This window comes from Enterococcus sp. DIV0236, from assembly GCF_050558525.1.
Lineage (GTDB): Bacteria > Bacillota > Bacilli > Lactobacillales > Enterococcaceae > Enterococcus > Enterococcus faecalis.
Map to the genome: position 1 here is coordinate 2,430,403 of NZ_CP187891.1, position 20,624 is coordinate 2,451,026.

Genomic DNA, 20,624 nt, shown 5'->3' on the forward strand with positions numbered 1-20,624 from the left:
AGCACTACGCTTTTTTACGTAGTGACCTTTGTCCTACCTTCTTTTTTAGTTTAAATACTCAGCCAATGCATGAGTACTACCGCTACCGCCTTCAAATTGATAGCCTTGGTGTTTCAATACAGTCTCAAAAGCACTTAAAAAATGCAGCACATTGTCTTCCCGACTGCTGTAACCCATATTACCGACCCGCCAAATTTTTCCTTTTAAATCACCGAAGGAAGAGGCAATTTCAACTTTAAAATGATCCAGTAATAAGCTCCGCACTTTTTCACCATCAATTCCTTCTGGAATGACCACAGGAATGACTGTTGGTGTTTTTGTGTCTAACTTCCCGAAAATTTCTAAGCCCATTTTTTGCAGACTTTCAACTAAAATACGATCGTTTTTCCGATGGCGTGCGTAGACATTTTCCATGCCTTCTTGAAGTAACAAGCGCAGCCCTTCATGTAGCCCATAAATCATTGTAGTCGCTTCTGTATGGTGATTTAAGCGCTCTGGTCCCCAATATTTTTCTAATTGCGATAAATCCAAGTAGTTACTTTGAATGAACCGTTCATTCCGCGCATCCGCGCCAAGCCCTAACTCTTTTTGGTAACGGCCCGCCAGATAATCGGCTACACGTTGGTTGTAGGTAATTAAAGAAAGGCCTGAAGGTACGCTGACACATTTTTGAGTGCCTGCTACCGCAATATCAATCTTCCAATCATCGACCTTTGTTTCAACACCGCCGTAAGTCGCCACCATATCTACTACGAAGAAAATTTCATTTTCCCGACAAAAGGCGCCAATTTGATCCAGTGGTTGCATTTGTGCATTCGCCGTTTCGCCGTGGACCATCGCAACAATTTTTGGTTGATGTTCTTTAATCGCTTCAATCACCGTTGTTTGTTCAAACGGTGCGAGCCAGTCCTTTTCTAAATAAATGACTTCGGCCCGGGCGCGTTCGCAAATTTCACCTAATAAATAAGCAAACCGGCCATACGCAGGCACAAGCACTTTGTCGCCTGGCTCAATCAACGCAAATAACCCCGCTTCCAAGCCTGAACGTGACGTGCCATCAATGGCAAAGGCTTGTTGATTCTTTGTGGCAAAAGGTACTTTAATCATTTCCCGAACTTCGTCCATAATCTGTAGAAATTCTGGATCAAATTGCCCTAAAATTGGTTGACCCATTTGACGAAGTACCGATGGATGGGCTTCGACTGGTCCCGGCGTCATGATTGTTCGCCGTACAAAATTTGGTTGTTGATACATAGTAATCCCTCACTTCATTTTTAATTCTTCTCTTTTATTATCTTTGGAAAAACCCAGAAATTCATTGTTCAATTTGCACTATTTTGACTTTGTTTTTTAGACATATTCAATAACTATCTTTTGTACTCCTTTTTATTCTTCGCTATACTATAAAAAAAGGAGGTTGTTGTGATGAAAATATTAGCTGAGGTCTTGGCTTTACCAAGATTTTCTGACTTACAATTATTATCGTCTCACTCAAACTTAACACAGCCCTTGGAAAGTGTAGAAATCACGGAAACACCTGATGTGGCTGATTTTATCCCTAAAAATGTCATGATTTTAACAACGGCAATGATTTATAAAGATGATCAAGAAAAATTGAAACCTTTTATTGACTCGCTAAAACAAGCAGAGTGTACGGCTTTAGGAATCAAAGTTGGGCGGTTCCTTGACGAAATTTCACCAGAAATTGTTGCCTATGCCAGTGCCGTTGATTTGCCCCTGATTAAAATTCCTAGCACACAGCCACTAGGCGGGTTGTTGCATGAAATTGTAGGCTATCTTCGTGATAGCAAAACCGAACAGATGTCTGTAGCATTTGACATACAAAAGCGTTTTTCAACATTATTAATGCAAGATGTTGATGCTACGCGCTTCATCGCTGAATTTGCGAAAATTTTAAATGCGCCAATTATTTTATTAAGTCCTTGGCAACAGGTGATTGCCCACTCGAATTATTTTTATGGCAATCAAAAATCGGCGGAGTTTTTCATCGAACAATTATCAAAAGACCACTTTCAACAATTGGCACAAGAAAAGAAAATCTTTCGTTTACAGGATGAGCGACAAGAAAACATTCAAGTAGCTGGCTTTCCAATTCGTGTGAACGATTATTTTCCCTATTATCTATTGGTCTTATCTCCTGAACAGATTCCTTATCCTATTTCTGAATTTGCCATTGATCAGGCCATTTTAGTTTTGACTTTTATGTTATTTAAAAACCAGAAAATTGCTGAATCTTTTGAGCATCTCAAAACAGACTTTTTGGACCGCTTGCTTGATACACATCAAGAAGCGCTGAGTAAACATCAAAATTGGTTGGAACTTTGGAAAAATTATCGTTTAATCAACAGTGATTATTATCAATTAGCGATTGTCTACGGCGTGACTAAACCAGAAAATGAAACCCATATTCGTTATCAGCAAGCGGAAGGGCAACTAATTTTCCAATGGCTCAAAGAACAATTGCCGGAAATCCTGCCAGATGTCGCCTTGTTTAAATTAAAAAATCAAAATAAAAGTATCTTGATTTTTCAATCTAAAAAAAATGACCATTTGATGATTTTGCAAAACCTCGCTGAACGTTTGCAACAGGCTTTGCCTATTACCATTCGCTTTGCTTTAGGCAATGCTTATGAAAACCTAGAAGATTTGCCTAATTCTTATATTGAAGCTTCCTCGACATTAGAGGCTTCTTTACACGCTCAAAAACCAGCGACTGTGCAATTGTTCCATCCCAAAGGCCTAGCTGGACTTTTTGAAAAGATTGGCACTGAAGATGTTGAATACTTTTGCCAGCAACAATTGAAAGAGTTGGCCTATCCGACGGAACCGACGTTACAAGAATTACGAAAAACCTTGAAAGTTTTTTTAGATTTCAATTGCGAAATTACTAAAACGGCCAACGCTCTTTACCTTCACAGAAACACCATTAAATATCGCATGAATCAATGTGAAAAATTATTAGGAACCTCTATTCAAGAGCCTGAGACGAGTTTACTCTTACGGGTAGCGTTGGAACTTTCAGAAAAATAATTAACAGGAAAATAGCCGAATAAAAGTAACGTCTACCAAGAAAAAGGACTCTACCGTTCACCACTGCGTGTTCAAATCCTATTGTTCCGAGGTCATTACTTTACATTCGGCTTTTCTTTATAATTCTGGTTCACGATTGGCATCTTTGGAGTAAACATACATTAGCGGTTCTTCACGGCCAACCGCATAGGCTGCTTGTGGCACATAGGCACTCATGAAAATATAGTCCCCTTTTTCCACTGGATACCATTCATTGTCCAAATTGTACATCCCTTGGCCACTAATTAAATACGCACCATGCTCTTGGACATGCGTTTCAATGTAGGCATGACTAGCGCCTGGTTCAAAAGATAAGATATGCATATTCATATCAAAGTCAAACTCTTTCGGCAATAAACTCCAAAGTAAAACGTCTGTCATTCCTTCATATTCTTCTGGTTGTTGGTCATGAATTGACCCAACCACTTTATAAGGTTGATGGCCCGCCAACGGCTGATAGCGTTTTTTATATAAGAAAACTTCTGTGTCCGCTTCCTGTGCGTTCGCTAAATACATTTTCATTTCAGGCGTAAAGTAGGCATAGCCCCCGGCTTCAAGCTCATGGGTTTCTTGACCATCTGAAACGCGCAAACGACCGTCAATGACATAAACCAACGTTTGAATCCCGTCGCCACCAAAACCAGTTGTTTGTTGACCATTTTTATGAAACGTAGCAATGTAATCCACAAATGTCGCACCTAATTTAGGCGATCCCAAAATGGAAATATCGACATTTTCAAAACCAAGTACTGCATTTTGCACCAAACCATCATGGGGAATAATGGCGTAATTGTCTTTTTTTATCACAGCTCTTGATGTTAACAATTCTTTTTGGTAACCAACTCGATTATTTTTATAACCCATCACAATTCTTCCTTTTCTATCTTATTTATATGCTAATTCATATAAGGTATCTGCTAAAAGCTTGACGCCTTCAACCAAATCTGGAAATGCCGTTGCTTCTGCAGGATTATGACTAATCCCACCAATACTTGGCACAAATATCATCGCTGTCGGGTAATGAGGCGCAATAATTTGCGAATCATGCCCAGCACCACTATGCATCATACGATACTGATACTTGCCTTCTTTGGCTTTTTGTTCAATAACTTCTACAATTGCTTGATTCATCGGTACAGGGGCTTCATCCATCCAGCGGTCAATCGCAATCGTTAAGCCTAATTCTTGAGCAATTGTCTTCATCCGTTCTTCTAATTCACCGGTAAAATGTCGTAAAAAAGCAGCGTCGGTATGACGGCAGTCAATTGTAAATTCCACTTCTCCAGGCACCACGTTGACTGTATTGGGTTTCGGAATGACTTTGCCGAATGTTAAAACTAACGGATCCCCAATTTCGTTCGCACGATCAATGGCTTCTGCACAAATTTTAGCAAAGCCGTACACCGCATCATGACGGTAACTCATTGGCGTAGTGCCTGCATGATTGGCTTGCCCTTTTAAATTAACCGTGTAGCGACGTTGCCCTACAATACTATGAACAACACCGACTTGGAGCTTTTCGTTCTCTAAAATATTGCCTTGTTCAATATGAATTTCGACAAATGCTTCAATGTCCTCACGTCTAGTTTGCTCCTGCCGAAAATCAAAGCCTTGGCGATGCATCTCATCAACAAACTTTTTGCCTTCGTTGTCAGAGATATCGACTACTTCTTCACGTTTGGCTTCACCAACGACATTTTTGCTTCCCCAGAAAACCGTTGGAAAACGACTCCCTTCTTCTTCAGCCATGGAAAGCACTTCTAAAGAACGCCGTGGTTTCCCATATTTGTCTAATAAATATTGAACAGCTGTCATGGAAGCAATAACACCATATTGACCATCTAAGGTCCCACCATTAACTACTGTGTCGATATGTGACCCAGTTAAAATCGTTTCCTGAGGAAATTCCGTTCCTGCCACTCGACAAAACAGATTCCCGACTTCGTCAAATTGCGTTCCCAGTCCAAACGCCTCAGTTTGGCTTTGCACATACTTTTGTGCTGCCAACCACGAATCTGTATAAAGTAAGCGTGTCATCCCTCCAGCAGGATCACTCCCAATTGCTGACAACTCTTCGATTCTTTGTTTTAAAACTTTTTCCAAGTCCATCACAAAACCTCCTGACTGATTACACTCTGATTGTAAACGTTTCCCTAGTCATCTTCATTGTACTTATCAAACAAAATTAAGCCTTTTTTTGTGCAAAACAACCAATTTATAACCCGTAACTCGTGGACAGAGGCGCTAATTCAATTACGCTTCTGTCCCTTTTCATTTCTAAAATAGGTGTTTAATTTTTGATAAATACGCCGTTAAACGCCTCGGTTACCCCAGTTTCTTGTGCGTAAATTGTTTTGCCTCTTAAAATTGTTTGAATCACTTGGGCCCCAATTTCACGACCAATGTAAGGACTAATTTTATTTCGATATTCTAAATCTTCTGCTTTTAAGATATACGGCGCATTAGGTTTAATTAGTACAAAATCGGCATCCTTACCAATACTGATGCGGCCCTTTTGCGCTAAGTGATAACGGTCAGCTGGGTTTGCTGCAATCATATCCGCGAATTGTTTCAAGGATAAACCACGTTTTTGGACGGCTTCATCAAATAACACGTCGACGTTATTTTGAACACCAGAAATGCCGCCCCAAGCTTCAAAAGCATTGGTTGTATCTTTTAAGTCTGGCGTACAAGGAGAATGGTCAGAGGTTACAAACGCGATTCCGCCTGTTTGCACGTGGTTCCATAAGGCGGCTTGTTGGTCCGCGTCACGAATCGGCGGCGAACATTTGACAACTGGACCAATGGCATCAAGTTCATCCGTGGTAAAATATAAATAATGCGTACATGTTTCACAAGTCACATCTACCCCTTCTGCTTGGGCTTTTAAAACTTCTTCCACGCCTTCTTGGCAAGCCACATGACAAATATGAATCCGACAACCTGTTTCTTTGGCAAATAAAATGGCTTTTTGAATCGCTTCAACTTCGGTAAACACAGGACGTGTAGCTACATATGCCGCTAAAGTCGTTTCACCATTTTGATAAGCTAACGCGCCTAATTTATCCGTAATTGGCGCATTTTCTGCATGGATTGCTAGCACTTTGCCAGTCTTAGCAACTTGTTTCATTCCTTCATATAGTGAATAATCGTCGACATTTTGAAAATCTCCTTCAATTGAACGATCGCCGCACGTTCCTAAAAAGCATTTATAGCCGGAAACGCCTCCTTCATCAAGTTCCTGAATCCCGCCAGCCAAGTTGGTCGGGACCACGCCGCCAAATGACCCTACATCTACTTTTAGTTTATTTTCTCCTGCCTTGTATTTGATCTCAAGAGAGGTCTTATCCACGGTTGCTGGAATCTGATTTAAAGGCATTTCCATAAAGGTCGTCACGCCCCCTTTGGCACAAGCGGCCGTTCCTGTGACATACCCTTCCCATTCATCGCGGTAACCACCACCAGGATCGGTAATATGAACATGAGCATCCACCATCCCAGGACTAACGACCAAACCCGTCGCATCAATCACACGTTCTCCCGACAAGTCTTGCCCGATCGCTACGATTTTTCCTCCTTGAACGGCGACATCCGTAATGACTTCTCCAGTTTCTAAAATAACTAACCCGTTTTTAATCACTAACTCTGCTTGCATTTATTTTCCCTCCTGATAAGCTGTTTCTTTCACTTTTTTTGAATCCCAAGTCCATTTTTTTAACACTAAGTACAGCACAAAACCTGTGGCAAAGCCCACAAACCACGAAATATCAGCAATGATTTTAACCTGTGGAATAAATTGACCACTTAAGGAAAGAACCAACGCCAGAATAGTAGCGACATACGCCGGCTTGTTTAATCCGTAAAAAGGATTGGCTTCCTCTTTTTTGTGTTTATCTACGTATAAAGCATTTAAATTAATTTGTTGCTTTTGAACAAAATAATAATTCGCAATCATCACACCAGCGACTGGTCCTAAAACAGCCCCAATTGCGTTCAGAAAAATAAAAATACTATCGGCGTTTTCCATCAGTTTCCAAGGCATAATAAGAAAGCTGATAACACTGGCAATCATGACGCCTTTTTTATACGTCATTTTTTTAGGAAACAGCGCCGCCAATTGATAACCTGCCGGAATGATGTTCCCCGTTGCATTCGTTGAAATAGTCGTTAATAAGAAAACCGACATGGCTAAGATCACCACTGCCACATTATCTAAACGATCAATAATGTTTAAAATATTCCATTCTTGAATCCCAAAATACAGCGAACCACCTAACAGAATAACCACACTGGAAAAAGCGAAAATCCCATAACCAACAACTAAACCTGCTGTTTGCCCCACAATCTGAGCACGTGTCGAGCGCGCATTCTTAGTAAAATCCGCCACACTCGCACCAGGCGCTGACCAAACGGCCACAACCGAGTTAAAAATAATCAGATACGCCACCAGTGGATTGACTGAACGAATCGCACCAGAAACTTGATAGGACAAAATTGGTGTTAAACCGCCCCCAGCTCGAATGGCCCAAATCGTTAATCCAATAATAACGACATAAATCAACGGACTTAAAATGGCGGTAAAACGGTTCAAAATTTTGCTACCACCGAAACCTATTGCCACATTTAAGAGCCAGAAAAGAGTAAACGCCATTAATTCAGGTAGCCTGAGACCAAAAAACTGGAATGATCCACCAATTTCTAAAAAGTTCGGCCAAAATTTCCCGAGAATAATTAATAAAGCCAGCGATCCTGTAAATGTTTGCAGACCAAACCAAGCAATCGCGGCCACACAACCTCTTAAGAACCCTGGCAGTTTTGCCCCGAGACTGCCGTAAGTAGACTGTAAGTGCATCGCAAAAGGAATGCCATATTTAGAGCCAGCCACGCCATTCAAATTCATGAAAGTTGCTACAATGAATGAGCTTAACACAACTGCCAGCATAACTTGCAGCGGCGATAAACCTAAGAAAATAAAGCCGCCCACTGCTGCATAATTCGGGATATTATGAATCGAACCCATCCATAATGTAAAAAAATTGCGCGCGCCCATTGTCCGTTGTTTCGGGCTACTTGGCAACAAATCCTCATTGTAGCCACGTGCTTTCATCGCTGTTTCTTCTTGAGCTGTTACTTGAGACACATTTTTCTCCACGACAAACTCTCCTTTTTATTAAAAATTTTTTTCTATTAAAACACCCTGCCTTCTCTTTTTTGTCACTTTTGCACAAACATGCGTACTACTCTCATCACACAAATTGTAAGCGCTTTTTATAACAAGAATCATTAGTTACCCCAACTAAATAACAAACGATTCTTTGTTCACTTTGAACGAAAAAATAGCAACCTTTTTTATATCGTCCTCTCACTCTAGAAAGTAAGAAACAAATCTTTTTATTCACATATTATGTACAACTTCTCTTTTTCAATGCTAAAATACGCTTATTATTAAAAATGACATAAATAAATTATACAGTTAAATGAAATCCAGCACAACGTTTTTTAATCAAAAACACACAAAATAGATAAACTGAAGTGGATTTTCAGGAAGAGACCCATCCTGAAAAAAGACACTGACAAAAGAGTTTTCTCACAAGATCGACAACTTTTCACAGATTCAAAATCTTCTTTTTCAATTTTTACGTTTTTAAAAATAACATTTTGAAAATAAAAAATGCTTAATTTTAATCAAAAAAATAAACAAAGATTTCTGATTTTATCAGAAATCTTTGTTTCTAAATTTTCTTGCTATAATTCCTTTAACAAAATAAAATCCGTCTGTTCATCGTCTCCCATAAAAAATGAATGTTGACTGTAATAGCGGTAGCCAATCGTTTTATAAAATGCCCGCGCCGCATCATTGTGTTCCCAGACACCTAGCCACAGTGCGTTTTTACCAAATTCACGAGCTTTCTCTTCCGCCAGTTCTAACAATTGTGTCCCCAGCTTCTTTCCTTTAAACGCAGGCAAAATATACAATCGCTCAACCTCGAGCTTTTCTGGCCCCATCGGTTCCGTTTGTGCCCTCTCACGATTTAATTTCATGTAGCCAGCTAATTGATTATCGACAAAGATAAAATAAAAGTCAGAGTGGGGATTAGCCAATTCCTTTTGTAATTTTTCTAAATTGTAGGCTTCTACTAAATAGGCTTGCATATTTTCTGGGGTATTATATGGTCCGAAAGTATCTGTATAAGTTTCAATGCTGATTTCTTGTAACGCTGGTGCATCTTCTATTGTTAATTGTTTTATTTCTCCCATCAATCAGTCGTCCTTTCCTTAATAATTTCGAGTGTTCCCTTTTTTGACAAATTCCCAATCTTCGCTGACATTTTTACGCATCCGGACTAAGTAATCTGCCAATTGTGAAATTTCCACTTCTGACAAGCCTTGCAAAGCAACTTGATTCGAGTGTTGATTTTCGCGCACAATGATTGGATAAACGTTTTTCCCTTTTTCTGTGGCATAAATCCGCTTAATTTTTTTGTTGCTTGCATCTTCTTGACGATAAATAAAGCCTTGTTCTTCCAAACGCTTAATCGCCCGCGCTGCTGTGGTTCGATCAACTTTAATCAGTTCGGCGATCTTTTCTTGGATAATTCCAGGATTTTCACAGACCCTGACCAAATAAAGATATTGTCCTCGTGTTAAAGATAATTCCTTAAATTCAATATTACTGATTGAATCTAAGGCCCGCGCAATCATGCCAATTTCTCTTAAAATATCTGTCACTAGGACACTTCCTTTCGCTAATATTTTATGATTGTCATTACTTTAACTTATTTTTGTTGCAAATGCAACAAAAATAAGTATAAAAACTACAGATTTAAACAATTTGAGCATTTGTGAAAATAAAATAATTATTCCTTTTGTTATATTAACAAGTAAGATAAAATTAGTTATAGCGTCTATAGGAGGAATAGTATGAAAAAATTATTTTGTGTTATTTTAGTTATTTTTTTAACAGGTTGTAGTTCTCAAAAAGCGAATGAACCTAAAAAACAAGAAAATTCTACCAATCATACAACATCAATGAAAAGCAGTACTAATCATTACAGTTCTAGCACAGAAACAAGCTCTAATAATAAACTAAAAAAAACTTCAGAAAGTGCCAGTACCGCTCAGGCTTCGTCAAAGTCTAAAAATGAAGTATCCACAAATGTCGAAGAAACAAATTCTTTAGAAGCAACACCTTATGCTGTCGATCTTAGTAGTTTAAACAATCCACTCGTATTTAATTTTAAAGGAATGAATGTGCCAACTTCAATTACGTTAGAAAACTTAAATTCAACACCAACTGCTACCTTCCGAACTAAATTGTTTGGGGCTGAAAATGGTCAAGTGAAAGAAGCCATTAATAAATATGAGCTATCTATAAATACAATTCCTACAAAAGAGATTAGAATATTTTCAGCGGCCGATAACAGTATTCGCACCGTTAAAGTAAATACAGAATTAATTTTAGGAACTAATATTTCTTCAAACGATGAACAAAATAGATCGGGCACTTTATACTTATTCAACAATAAAAATGGTTCGAAATCTTTAATCACTCCTAACTACGCAGGCAATGTTACGGATGATCAAAAAGACGTTATGTTAGAAGTAATTCAATAAATAACCTAAAAAATAATAAAGAGAAAACTTCATACTTAGAAGTTTTCTCTTTATTATTTTTTAGGAACTCCTCTAGAAACTCGTTTTAGTCCCCACTTATTTTTCTTATTTCTTCACCCATTAAGCCCGCGATAGAAAATAGAACATTTCATTTAAAAATGAATTATTGTTCTGCAACATGCACCGTTTGTAAAAATTCTGCGACTGAGAAATGGTATTCTTTCTCTTGATTTCCTTGAATGGTTCGAATCATTTTCTCAACTTCTGGTTGCAGAGCGGCAAACTGAACTTGTTGTCCGCGACCTTCTGCTGCGAGACAAAATTCTTCTAAAATATCTAACGCCGTACTATCAATGCTAGGAACTCCTCGCATTGAAAATACTACACCACTTTTTGTTTCCAATTGCAGTAACGTTTGTTTCAATCGTTCAGAAGACATGAAAAATAACGGGCCACTCAAATAAACCACCACCCAATTTTCCGTACAATCGGTCGGTACTAGCCCCATTCTTGACCAATCAACTTCCTCGACATTAATCGTAATCACGGCACTTTTCGCAATGAAAAACAGGCAACCCGCTAAGACCCCTAAAACAATCGCTAAACTCAAGTCAAAAATAACGGTCGCTACCATCGTTAAAAAGAATAAACATAAGGCTGTGTGGAAACGTTTCTGGAAGAATTCTTTAATCACCGACCATTCATTCATTCGCCACGCTGTCACCACTAAAACACCAGCTAACGCAGGCATGGGAATTTTAGACATGACTGGCGATAAAAGCAACATCGATAACAATAAAAAGACCGCATGAAAAATACCCGCTAAACGTGTTTGCGCACCAGATTTAATCACTACGCTCGTCCGGGCAATCGCTGCCGTCGCAGGCACGCCACCGAAAAATGGCAAAATTAAGTTGCCAATTCCTTGTGCCACTAGTTCCTGATTACTGTCTAATGGTTTCCCTGTCATGCGACCAGCCGAAGCGCCACAAAGCAAACTTTCAATCATACCTAACATAGCAATGCTAATCGAAGGCACCAAAATATCCTGAAACGCACTTAATTGAAGCGAACCAAGTTCCAAACGTGTATCACTAAAAATACTTGTCGGAATTTTCCCTACAGTGGCCACTGGCAGTTGAAAAACCACTGTTGCTAACGTAGCTAAAATAATCATCACCAATGAAGCTGGTATCATCGCATTCCACTTTTTCGGAAAGAATACTAATCCAAGCACCACTAAAATCGACATAACCGTCGTTGGTATACTTAAATCAAAGCCCAATGAACGATAACTGCTGATTTTCTCAATTAAATTGTGTCCTTCTGAACGAACCCCAAAGAAATTATCAAGCTGCCCCAACGCAATAATAATAGCAATTCCTGAAGTAAACCCGGTAATGACCGGTGACGGAATAAAAGAAGTCAAGCTCCCTAAACGCAAAATCCCTGCCAAAAGCAAGAAAATTCCCGCCAAAAAGGTGGCCAACAAAATCCCTTGCATGCCATGCACTGCCGCAATTGACATTAAAATAGCTGCCATCGCACCTGTTGGTCCTGAAATTTGATAAAACCCACCCGAAAGGCTCCCAATCACAATTCCAGCGATAATCGCCGTGATCATGCCAGCTGCTGCAGTGGCGCCGCTAGAGACCCCAAACGCTAACGCTAACGGCAACGCGACGGCTGCGACAGTCAAACCTGCCAAGAAATCTTTTTTCAATTTTTTTTGATTATACCCTTTAAATTCATCCCTTATCATTTGTGTGTACTTTTTAAACATTCGCATCCTCTTTTCATGAAATTTCCATTCTAAAGATATCATATTTTCGGAAAGATAATAAGGTGTTTTGTGAAGGAAATCGCTAAAAAATTTTTTTCACCTCATTTAGACAAAATTGTCTAATATTTTAAGAATTTAGCCACCGCTGTTTCCTAGAGTATGATATGCTTAACTAGTAAACAGGCTTCACAAACTTACATTAATTGGGGGAAACTATTATGTGTACAGGCATCAAGATTATTTCCAAAACAAATGATATTTTTTATGGACGTACGATGGATTTTACGTTTGACTTTTTTGGCAACGAAGATCCAATTGCACCAAAAATCCCTACTCTAATTGCTCAATTTCCAAAAGGTACAGTTCTAAATAGCCAACTAAATCCTTGGACGGCAAAATATTCCTTTATGGGACTAGCAATGTCAGGCACAGATCAACCAGCGAACGATAGTAAAACCGTCAGCCTTGCTATCACAGATGGTATCAATGAAGCCGGCTTATCTGGTGATATTCAATATTTAATGGAATCTTCAACAGCACCTGCTGAAAGTTTAGCAGATCGTGGTTTAACACCTCATATTGCAGAAGAAGTTCTCGCTTATATTTTGAGTAATTTTGAAAGCGTTGACGAAGTAAAAGTAGCTTTTGAAAAAATCGGCCTGTTAGATCAAAAATTCCAACTTGATTCATTGGGGGAAGTTCATTTTACCTTACACTGGACCATTAATGATAAAAATAATAATAGTATTGTTTTGCAACCAACAGATAACGGAGCGTTCGTCATTTATGATTCGATTGGCGTAGTCACAAACAGCCCAGAATACAATTATCATTTAACCAATGCACGAAACTATATCGGAATGCGCAACTACGCTATTAAAGAACCTTACACTTTAAAATCAGGCGCAATACTTGACCCAATTGAAGGTGGGACTTCTTACGGACTATTAGGAATCCCAGGAGACTTCACTTCGCCGTCACGCTTCATTCGTGCGTTATACTATTCTGACAATCTCCAAGAATTTGATAGCTCTGAAGGGATTATGCAACTCTATCGCGCCTTCCAAACAGTGATGATTCCTCGGGGAATTGGCCATTTAGGTCAAAGTAATTCTCTGTCTGATTTCACACATTATTGGTCAGGATATGATGTGACTAATCTAACCATGTATGTCCAACCAGAAAGTACTACCTCATTTACAAAATACACTTTGGATCCAGCTTTAACAGAAGTTACTACTTTTGCTGTTTCTAACGAGCTACTACTAACAGATTTAAATCAATAAAAACACAAACAACGTCTCTGACCAGGTAATTGGTCAGAGACGTTGTTTGTTCATTTTTCAGATAATGCGTTATACAACGGCGCTAATTCTTGAAGCGCCTGACAACTTTTTTCTTCAATCGTTTCAAGCTTTTCCGTCGCAAACCACAACTTACCGATCTGAAATGAGCGATTGCCTATCCGCTCTTCTAGAATTTTCCGTTGTTTTTCATCTGCTAAATAATCTTTTAAAGGCAAATGGTCCACTAGTTCATGCTCCTCCTGCGGCCAAATATAATAGCCTTCGCAGTCGATGGTTTGACTCCAAGCTTCTAAACGATTAAGCAATTGATTGTAAGCGACGACTGAGCCTGCCCGCTCCTCACTTTTGTAATGTTGAAACATCAAATATACTTGAAATTGCTTTTTATTTAATAACAATGCCAGACAAGCATTTTCCGCTTGACGTTGCTCACTGCGATACGCAACCCAGAAATGACTGCGTAAATTCCAGCCGTTGGTCCAGCTTTCGATTTTCGGCTTAGTGATGCCGAGTTCAGCTGGTAAACCTTGAGCGATTGCGAGGTTTAAGGCTTTCCACTTTTCCCAATGTTGCTTGTAGTTTTGCTTTAAAGCATCGATTTCTGCTGGTGTTTGTTGCTCTTTGAGTTGTTTAAATGTGAAGATTTCTCGGTTGAACAGATTGAAGTCTTGATGGGTTAGGTTCATTTTATTCCCTCTTTTTAGTATCTTCTAGTTACTCTTAATAATTTTATTTTTCAATAGCCATTGTAAAAATAACACAAGGACTACAACTGGCCAAAGCGTGATTGGGAAAAAGAGCCCCACAAAAATGCCTGGTACAAGAATCGTTCCTAAGATTTGGGTTGTTAAACTCGTAGCAAAAATTGCGACAACAAAAAGCGAGTCAATTGTTGGGAAAAATTGTGCGACCGCAAACCCGATTAAAATAGCTGAAAAAACGACGGGAAAAATATCGCCACCTATCCAACCTGTCTGTAAACAAACTTGTAAAAATACTAGTTTCATTATCGCAGCGACCACCAAGATATACCAGGCTTGTTGACTACCAAAACTAGGAACTAAATGCATAAAAGATTGTCCTGAAAATAGTAATCTTGGCATTAAAATAACAAAAAGAAAAATACAGGCTGCACCAAAGCTTACCAGTATGCTTTGCTTTTCTTCAAAAGGTTGGCATAGTTTAGCCAGAGCAGCTTTCAACCATTGATAGGCGTTACCAATCACAAAAGCAGTTAATAAAGCGGGTAAAATCAGCCATAACGAAGCCATTTCAATTTTTCCAGTTCCTAACTTCGTAATAAACGATGGGTGTCCCACCAATTTCATTAAAAAGGTAAACACCACCAACCCGTTCACAATAAATAACCCGTTCATCACTTGTTTCAGTTTCTTTTTATCTACAGGAGCGAGCATCGTATCGTAGCGCTGAACAAACTGTTGCGGATGCAGCAAGCGCTGAATTTTTGTCCAAAATACTTGCTGTTCTTGCTCGTCATAATGAAAATAAAGGTATCGTAACTTATCAGATTGCCAGACTGACAACGAAATAATTGCTCCCAACAATGCAGCTTCAGGACCGACACCAGCCCCGAAAATTAAAATTACCAAGGCGGCCAATAAATTTCTAAACACACCTGAATAATCGACCGATTGTTTCGCCTTCAATTCTGTCAGAGCCTCATGCGCCGTTTGTGGTATTTGCCCGAAGCGTTTCTTCAGATAACTCAATACCAACGCTCCTAGCACACACAAGACAAAATAATAGAGAATTGGCCATTTCATTTGCGCTGGCAACACTTCCCAGAGCAGAGTCGTTAGCTCTCCTTCAATGATTAAAAATGCTCCTGAAATTCCCGCGATGATACTACTTAAAAATAACCCACTGACGATAATTGTCCACATTTTTCTGTTACGCATACTTCCTCCAAATGATAGTTGTTTCTTTTATAGTAGCAGATAGTTAGTGGTTTGTGTTTGAAGATTTTGGGAAGGATTATTTGAGATATTAATTTTCTAAATAATCAACAGGTCGCATATACTACTTTCAAACATATTTATGATTTAATTGGAATCCTATCCAATATTATATATATCAAAACGGAGAGAAGAACTTCTCTCCGCTAAAACTTAAACTTCTCTAATATTTCTTATTTCCTTTGATTTTTGATTATTATTTTACATATTAATTGTAGAAAGCACATCAATAAAAAATTTCTTTAACTACTATTAAGTAAATTATTCAACTCCAAGTGCTTTAAAGACAGCATCTTCTGGTGAATTATAGAAAACAATATTAAAAGTCGACATTAGCTCTGGAGGGACTGTAGCTAAGTCAGCTGCATTAGCCATCGGAACCAGCGCTTTCTTAGCACCCGCATCACGAGCCACTTGCATCATATCTGCTAAGTTGGTAACTCTAACTAAAGTGCCACCAATCGTTATATCACCAAATACGGCTATACTGGAGATTACTGGCTTGTTCAACGCCACTGAACAAAGTGCAATCATTGTTGGTAAAGTCAGAGACTCTGGATTTCCGACACCATTCAGATCTTGGGTATTGAATACAAAGTCATGACTGGCAATGGATATGGATGCACTAATCGAAGCAGCATTAGCACTAAGATATTTATAAGCTGAATAAGTTTTTTCTTTGGCTGCAGAATCACTACCTAATCCAGTCGCTTTAAATTTACCATTTCCAGAAATCATTTGAGTTTCAAATTTAAATACGCCCACTCGTCCACTAGCCCCACCTGAAACAGCATGTACATGTCCTGGTTTCCCAATACCTTCAGGAATTAGTGTGCCACTTCCTTGTTCTGGGACAGAAACATATTCTTCTCTATTTTCTTCTAAATCAATATAAGATAAGTTAACATCAAAGAATTCCATTCCACCAATTTTTTTAAGCTGTTCTTTCACTCTTCGTCTCATTTCAATAGAAAATTTAAGTACTTTTTCTACCTCTTCTTTTCCAAATTCCCCATGAGGATATACTAGTTTGATAAGTCCAGAAAACATCTTTTTAACAGCAATAGTATCACGTTGATTTAGTTGTGAACCTAGCTTAAAATAGTTATCGATTGCATCACTATAAGTTGTCTTACGTAATTCTCGCATCACTTCTGAATAGTAATCTGTTATAAAACCATAATCATTCGTAAAAAAATCTGGCCGGTATTTAGGAATTTCCCATCCTGGTAAGTAACAATGCATACGATCTAAAAATGCTGAATCAGATCGCATTTTTTCTGGGAAAGGTTCAAATAAATTTGAAGTTTTTAAGATAACATCTACACTTTGATTGATATTTCCTACAAATACCATCGATGCAGATGCATTTTTTTCTTCTTTACCACGAGCAAATGAGCCTGAAGCCATGTAATCCTTCATTATTTGAACTAAATCTCCATCTTTCACGTTAATACCTGCTACCTCGTCAAAAGCCACCGTATCCCACATACCAACTAATCCCATAGATCTTTGAGCCATATTATAAAATAAATTCGCAACAGTAGTTTGTCCACCAGAAACTAAAATAGAGTTAGGCGAGATTTCTTTATAAACATGCGATTTTCCTGTACCGCGTGGCCCTAATTCACATAAGTTAAAATTATTTTCTATCAACGGGACAAGGCGAGCCAAATGTAACCATTTTACACGTTCAGTAAATTGTGTAGGCTCCATTCCAACCGATCGAAGAACAACATCAATCCATTCCTTCTCTGTAAATGCAGCACGACCACGCCTAACTTCTTCAATATCCAAACCAGGCATTTGAATAGGATCAACTTTTTTTGCAATAAATGGTGAATTTCTTTGATCCGTTTCATCATACCAATATTCCATCTGAACGATGCACCAAATCCCACCACCAAGAAGTCGATCATATTTTTTGGGATATTCATCACCAATACGTACGCCAGAAAGTCCTAAATTAGAAAATTCAGCTTCATACTGATCTCGCCGTTCATTTAATGATACCGATACTTTATCAATGACTGTATAGCCACCATTCTCTCGAATTTTTGCTTTTACTTTTTCGGCTTCATCTGGACGAACATAATTTCGAACCAAAATATTTTTTACATTTTCAACACCTTTTATAACTAAATTTTCATCTAAAGAAGATGCATACATACCAAGCAAATATTCAAGCACATATACTGGAACATTTGCTCCTTCTTTTATTTTTTTAGTTAAATCTTTACGGACAATCTTTCCAGGAAAGTTTGCCACCAATTTATCTAATATAACTTGATCCACTAACTTTCCTCCTAAATATCAAAACCAAAACCGCCAGCAAATGGATTATCAATTACAAAGTCAATTCTTTCCACTTGAATCTTCGTCTCTGTATTTTTCACTACTAAATAAATTTTTTCATTTGTATCATAATTACGATTTATAAAGTCAAAAGTGAAATTTGTAAATCTTTCACTAGCTTGCTCTGAGGTAGAATCGGCATAATAGGTATGTTGATTCGTAATTAAGTTTCCCTTACTATCTTCAAAATATAACGTATATTTTGCTTTAGTGATTGAGTCACTTAACGCTTCCGTTTGATAAAACTCTAAAGATATAGAAAGTCCTATAACTTTTCTTTTTGCTGTCATTAACTGAACGCTCACTGGTTCTTTTTGAGACGATCCTCGAGAAACGTTTACTTCTAAAACAGGGACAAGCATTTCTTGTGGAGAAGAACCACCATGTACATAACTTTGACCCCCACCTACTTTTTTAAAAATAGCAGATGTTTCAGGATAATGTACATAGCGTTTGTCATCATTGCGCAATATTTCTCCTAATTTCATTGAAGTAATTCCAATTTCATCATAATGATTTTCACTAATTATAAACCGACGTTCTACTCTATCTTCAGAAAATTCAGATGGATTTTCAATCTTTTCATGTTCTTCAACTTTGGATCTTGTATAGATAAAGCCATGGTCACTGGTGATCAAAAATCGATAAACATTCGCTCCGTTTGAAATAAATGGTATTAAAGCTTTGATTTCATCAACTGTTTTTTGTGCAGCATCAAAAACTTGTGATTCCTGACCATGATCCCCTGTCCTATCAATTTGATCATGATAAAGATAAATCACTTCTTTGCCATTAAATATCTCACGAAGTTCTTTTGCATTCGTTTTAGTCATCACTTCTTCATACGTAATAGCCAAAGAGTTGGAATTTTTTGCTTTTAATATTTTATCTCGTGCAGGAGTCCCCTGTGTTTTCATTCCATTTACCCGAATATCGGTTCCTTCAACATATTCATACGTTTCGTGTCCACTTCTTAACAAAGCCGCTTTTCCAAATTCCGTTACTGATGGAAGAACAGAAAAAAGTGTATTCATCTTTGTTGTAAATTTCTTTTCATACTGCAGTACTTCTTGAATTTCTTTCCCAATTTCATAACGAAGTGCATCAGAAATAATCACAACTGTTTTTGTTTTATTATTTGCAAAGTCGTCATAAAAATCAAGGAGTGACGAACGTTCTTCTAAAGACAATAGATCATTCCACAAACGGGCACTCTCATTTAAAAATATTTTGTATTGTTTTTCTATGCGTAATTTAAGTTCTGTAAATAAATCTGGAGATAAAACTTTATCAAAATGCCAAATAAATTTACGATAAGATTGATCAATATTAAACGAGATATTTTCATAATTTTTAACAACTTCTGAAAATTGGTTAATATTAGAAGAAAAAGTATTATTCAACAATTTTTGTGCATTCAATATTACTTCATATTCATGAATATACTTTGCACCAAAGTGCGCTCGCTGCTTCAATGTAATAACTTCAGAAAGTGTCATCCCATTAATTATCGGTGTTAAATCCCCACTCAATAGCTGGCCAATATAATACTTGATTATGTTATTATGAACAGATTCAAAAATATCAGCTGCAATAAGTTCCTCAATGGGCACCAGTGAAATCAACTTCTCTCCGCTAATTAACCGATATGTATTTCCACTCAATTTATCGAAAGCTTGCGTATAGCGAGAGTCATTCATTACCCCATCCATAAAGGAAATAATTGCTGTAGTTTGTTCTAAAACTTCGTACTCTTTTAACTGTATAGGTAATTCTTGATGTCCTAATTGCCCATAAAAAGCATTAACAAAAAAAGAAACTGTCAACTTTTGGATAGTTGGTGTCTCTGAAATAAAGCCATAATAAAGAGATACATATTTCCAAAAAGCATTCTGTAAATCAAAAGTCACTAATTGTTCATACAGGCTACTTGATTCATACGCATATTCGACCAGTAAAGATTGAATGATACTATAAAATTGGGCAGTGTTAGCTTTGGTTAGGACGGCCATCATTGCTATTTCAAGTTCTTGCTTTGATTTAATTTCAGTAGTTATTAGTTTGTTAAAAGCAGTAATTCGTGATCTTGCACCAAAGAATTTAGCATAATGTACCATAGCATCATGTAACTCATTTGGAATATTTAATTGTGTCATCACCAATGAAATACGATCTGCACTAAACTCGCTAGAATATTTCAAAATACTTAGTAAATGATTATCCTGGTCGTCATCACTTATCTTTTCAAATGGTGCATAGATTAAATAGTTATTATCAGTATCTTCAATTTCAAAGAAACGTTTTGTCATAAATTGAGTATTTGGTTCAAGGATAAAAACTTTCGCATCTTTTAATTCAATTTTCCCATTAATAATATCCTCTTCAAATTCTTTTTTTGGATCGAACCAAAAAATAAGTTTACGCTCTCCATATGTTACAAAAAGTTCATTTAGTCTGTTCTGAATCTGATTTAAATTCAAATCTGACATAATCACATCT

15 protein-coding genes are annotated in these 20,624 nt (G+C 37.7%); 3 read left to right on the plus strand and 12 right to left on the minus strand.

The genetic code is table 11. From position 1 onward, the window contains the following. Positions 1-45 precede the first annotated feature (45 nt). A complete protein-coding gene (locus IGK27_RS11745; protein WP_002355061.1) occupies positions 46-1,254 on the minus strand; it encodes a pyridoxal-phosphate-dependent aminotransferase family protein in 1,209 nt (402 codons plus the stop codon). Between the two features lie 171 nt (positions 1,255-1,425). Here IGK27_RS11745 and IGK27_RS11750 point away from each other — a divergent pair, with 171 nt between their 5' ends. Next, positions 1,426-3,051 (plus strand): PucR family transcriptional regulator, encoded by a 1,626-nt coding sequence (locus tag IGK27_RS11750; RefSeq protein ID WP_002365289.1) that lies wholly within the window; start codon positions 1,426-1,428, stop codon positions 3,049-3,051. 117 nt (positions 3,052-3,168) lie between these two features. Here IGK27_RS11750 and allE read toward each other — a convergent pair whose 3' ends face one another. The 6 genes from allE to sylA all read right to left on the minus strand — a co-directional run bounded on the left by allE (position 3,169) and on the right by sylA (position 9,819). Then, on the minus strand, positions 3,169-3,954 hold the full coding sequence (gene allE, locus IGK27_RS11755; protein WP_002401602.1) for a (S)-ureidoglycine aminohydrolase: 786 nt from the start codon (positions 3,952-3,954) through the stop codon (positions 3,169-3,171). A 21-nt stretch (positions 3,955-3,975) separates the two neighbouring features. Next, on the minus strand, positions 3,976-5,199 hold the full coding sequence (gene allC / locus IGK27_RS11760) for an allantoate deiminase (protein ID WP_002401603.1): 1,224 nt from the start codon (positions 5,197-5,199) through the stop codon (positions 3,976-3,978). Positions 5,200-5,380: 181 nt separating this feature from the next. Continuing rightward, on the minus strand, positions 5,381-6,745 hold the full coding sequence (gene allB / locus IGK27_RS11765) for an allantoinase AllB (protein WP_002378765.1): 1,365 nt from the start codon (positions 6,743-6,745) through the stop codon (positions 5,381-5,383). Then, on the minus strand, positions 6,746-8,242 hold the full coding sequence (gene allW / locus IGK27_RS11770; protein ID WP_002378767.1) for an allantoin permease: 1,497 nt from the start codon (positions 8,240-8,242) through the stop codon (positions 6,746-6,748). Positions 8,243-8,835: 593 nt separating this feature from the next. Further along, positions 8,836-9,348 (minus strand): GNAT family N-acetyltransferase, encoded by a 513-nt coding sequence (locus IGK27_RS11775; RefSeq protein ID WP_002401605.1) that lies wholly within the window; start codon positions 9,346-9,348, stop codon positions 8,836-8,838. A gap of 18 nt (positions 9,349-9,366) precedes the next feature. Next, the gene (gene sylA / locus IGK27_RS11780) at positions 9,367-9,819 is read right to left on the minus strand and encodes a transcriptional regulator SylA (RefSeq protein WP_002359121.1); all 453 of its coding nucleotides are present in this window, start codon (positions 9,817-9,819) and stop codon (positions 9,367-9,369) included. Between the two features lie 192 nt (positions 9,820-10,011). Between sylA and IGK27_RS11785 the strand changes: the two genes are divergently transcribed. Next, positions 10,012-10,704, plus strand: coding sequence for a hypothetical protein (locus IGK27_RS11785; protein WP_002378769.1), 693 nt, complete (start codon positions 10,012-10,014; stop codon positions 10,702-10,704). A gap of 163 nt (positions 10,705-10,867) precedes the next feature. On the opposite strand, the gene IGK27_RS11790 is transcribed toward IGK27_RS11785, so the two are convergent. Then, entirely contained in the window at positions 10,868-12,529 is a 1,662-nt protein-coding gene (locus tag IGK27_RS11790; protein WP_002396652.1) for a SulP family inorganic anion transporter, read from the minus strand. A 176-nt stretch (positions 12,530-12,705) separates the two neighbouring features. On the opposite strand from IGK27_RS11790, the gene IGK27_RS11795 reads away from it, so the two are divergent. Beyond that, positions 12,706-13,773: a choloylglycine hydrolase family protein gene (locus tag IGK27_RS11795; RefSeq protein ID WP_430596419.1), complete on the plus strand. Its 1,068-nt coding sequence runs from the start codon at positions 12,706-12,708 to the stop codon at positions 13,771-13,773. 50 nt (positions 13,774-13,823) lie between these two features. Here the strand turns inward: IGK27_RS11795 and IGK27_RS11800 are convergent, their stop codons facing one another. From IGK27_RS11800 to pglZ, 4 genes are all read right to left on the minus strand, one after another. Further along, entirely contained in the window at positions 13,824-14,480 is a 657-nt protein-coding gene (locus tag IGK27_RS11800; protein WP_010830673.1) for a glucose-6-phosphate 1-dehydrogenase family protein, read from the minus strand. 24 nt (positions 14,481-14,504) lie between these two features. Next, positions 14,505-15,713: a chloride ion channel protein gene (locus tag IGK27_RS11805; protein WP_002407876.1), complete on the minus strand. Its 1,209-nt coding sequence runs from the start codon at positions 15,711-15,713 to the stop codon at positions 14,505-14,507. Between the two features lie 318 nt (positions 15,714-16,031). After that, positions 16,032-18,065 (minus strand): protease Lon-related BREX system protein BrxL, encoded by a 2,034-nt coding sequence (gene brxL, locus IGK27_RS11810; protein ID WP_010830674.1) that lies wholly within the window; start codon positions 18,063-18,065, stop codon positions 16,032-16,034. A gap of 11 nt (positions 18,066-18,076) precedes the next feature. Beyond that, positions 18,077-20,614, minus strand: a complete 2,538-nt coding sequence (gene pglZ, locus IGK27_RS11815; protein WP_002397591.1) for a BREX-1 system phosphatase PglZ type A — start codon at positions 20,612-20,614, stop codon at positions 18,077-18,079. Positions 20,615-20,624: the final 10 nt, after the last annotated feature.

What these genes read in the sequence shown, in the direction of transcription:
- IGK27_RS11745 (WP_002355061.1), bottom strand. Translation starts at nt 1,254, where the DNA reads ATGTATCAACAACCAAATTTTGTACGGCGAACAATCATGACGCCGGGA.
- IGK27_RS11750 (WP_002365289.1), top strand. Translation starts at nt 1,426, where the DNA reads ATGAAAATATTAGCTGAGGTCTTGGCTTTACCAAGATTTTCTGACTTA.
- allE (WP_002401602.1), bottom strand. Translation starts at nt 3,954, where the DNA reads ATGGGTTATAAAAATAATCGAGTTGGTTACCAAAAAGAATTGTTAACA.
- allC (WP_002401603.1), bottom strand. Translation starts at nt 5,199, where the DNA reads ATGGACTTGGAAAAAGTTTTAAAACAAAGAATCGAAGAGTTGTCAGCA.
- allB (WP_002378765.1), bottom strand. Translation starts at nt 6,745, where the DNA reads ATGCAAGCAGAGTTAGTGATTAAAAACGGGTTAGTTATTTTAGAAACT.
- IGK27_RS11775 (WP_002401605.1), bottom strand. Translation starts at nt 9,348, where the DNA reads ATGGGAGAAATAAAACAATTAACAATAGAAGATGCACCAGCGTTACAA.
- IGK27_RS11785 (WP_002378769.1), top strand. Translation starts at nt 10,012, where the DNA reads ATGAAAAAATTATTTTGTGTTATTTTAGTTATTTTTTTAACAGGTTGT.
- IGK27_RS11790 (WP_002396652.1), bottom strand. Translation starts at nt 12,529, where the DNA reads ATGATATCTTTAGAATGGAAATTTCATGAAAAGAGGATGCGAATGTTT.
- IGK27_RS11795 (WP_430596419.1), top strand. Translation starts at nt 12,706, where the DNA reads ATGTGTACAGGCATCAAGATTATTTCCAAAACAAATGATATTTTTTAT.
- IGK27_RS11800 (WP_010830673.1), bottom strand. Translation starts at nt 14,480, where the DNA reads ATGAACCTAACCCATCAAGACTTCAATCTGTTCAACCGAGAAATCTTC.
- IGK27_RS11805 (WP_002407876.1), bottom strand. Translation starts at nt 15,713, where the DNA reads ATGCGTAACAGAAAAATGTGGACAATTATCGTCAGTGGGTTATTTTTA.
- pglZ (WP_002397591.1), bottom strand. Translation starts at nt 20,614, where the DNA reads ATGTCAGATTTGAATTTAAATCAGATTCAGAACAGACTAAATGAACTT.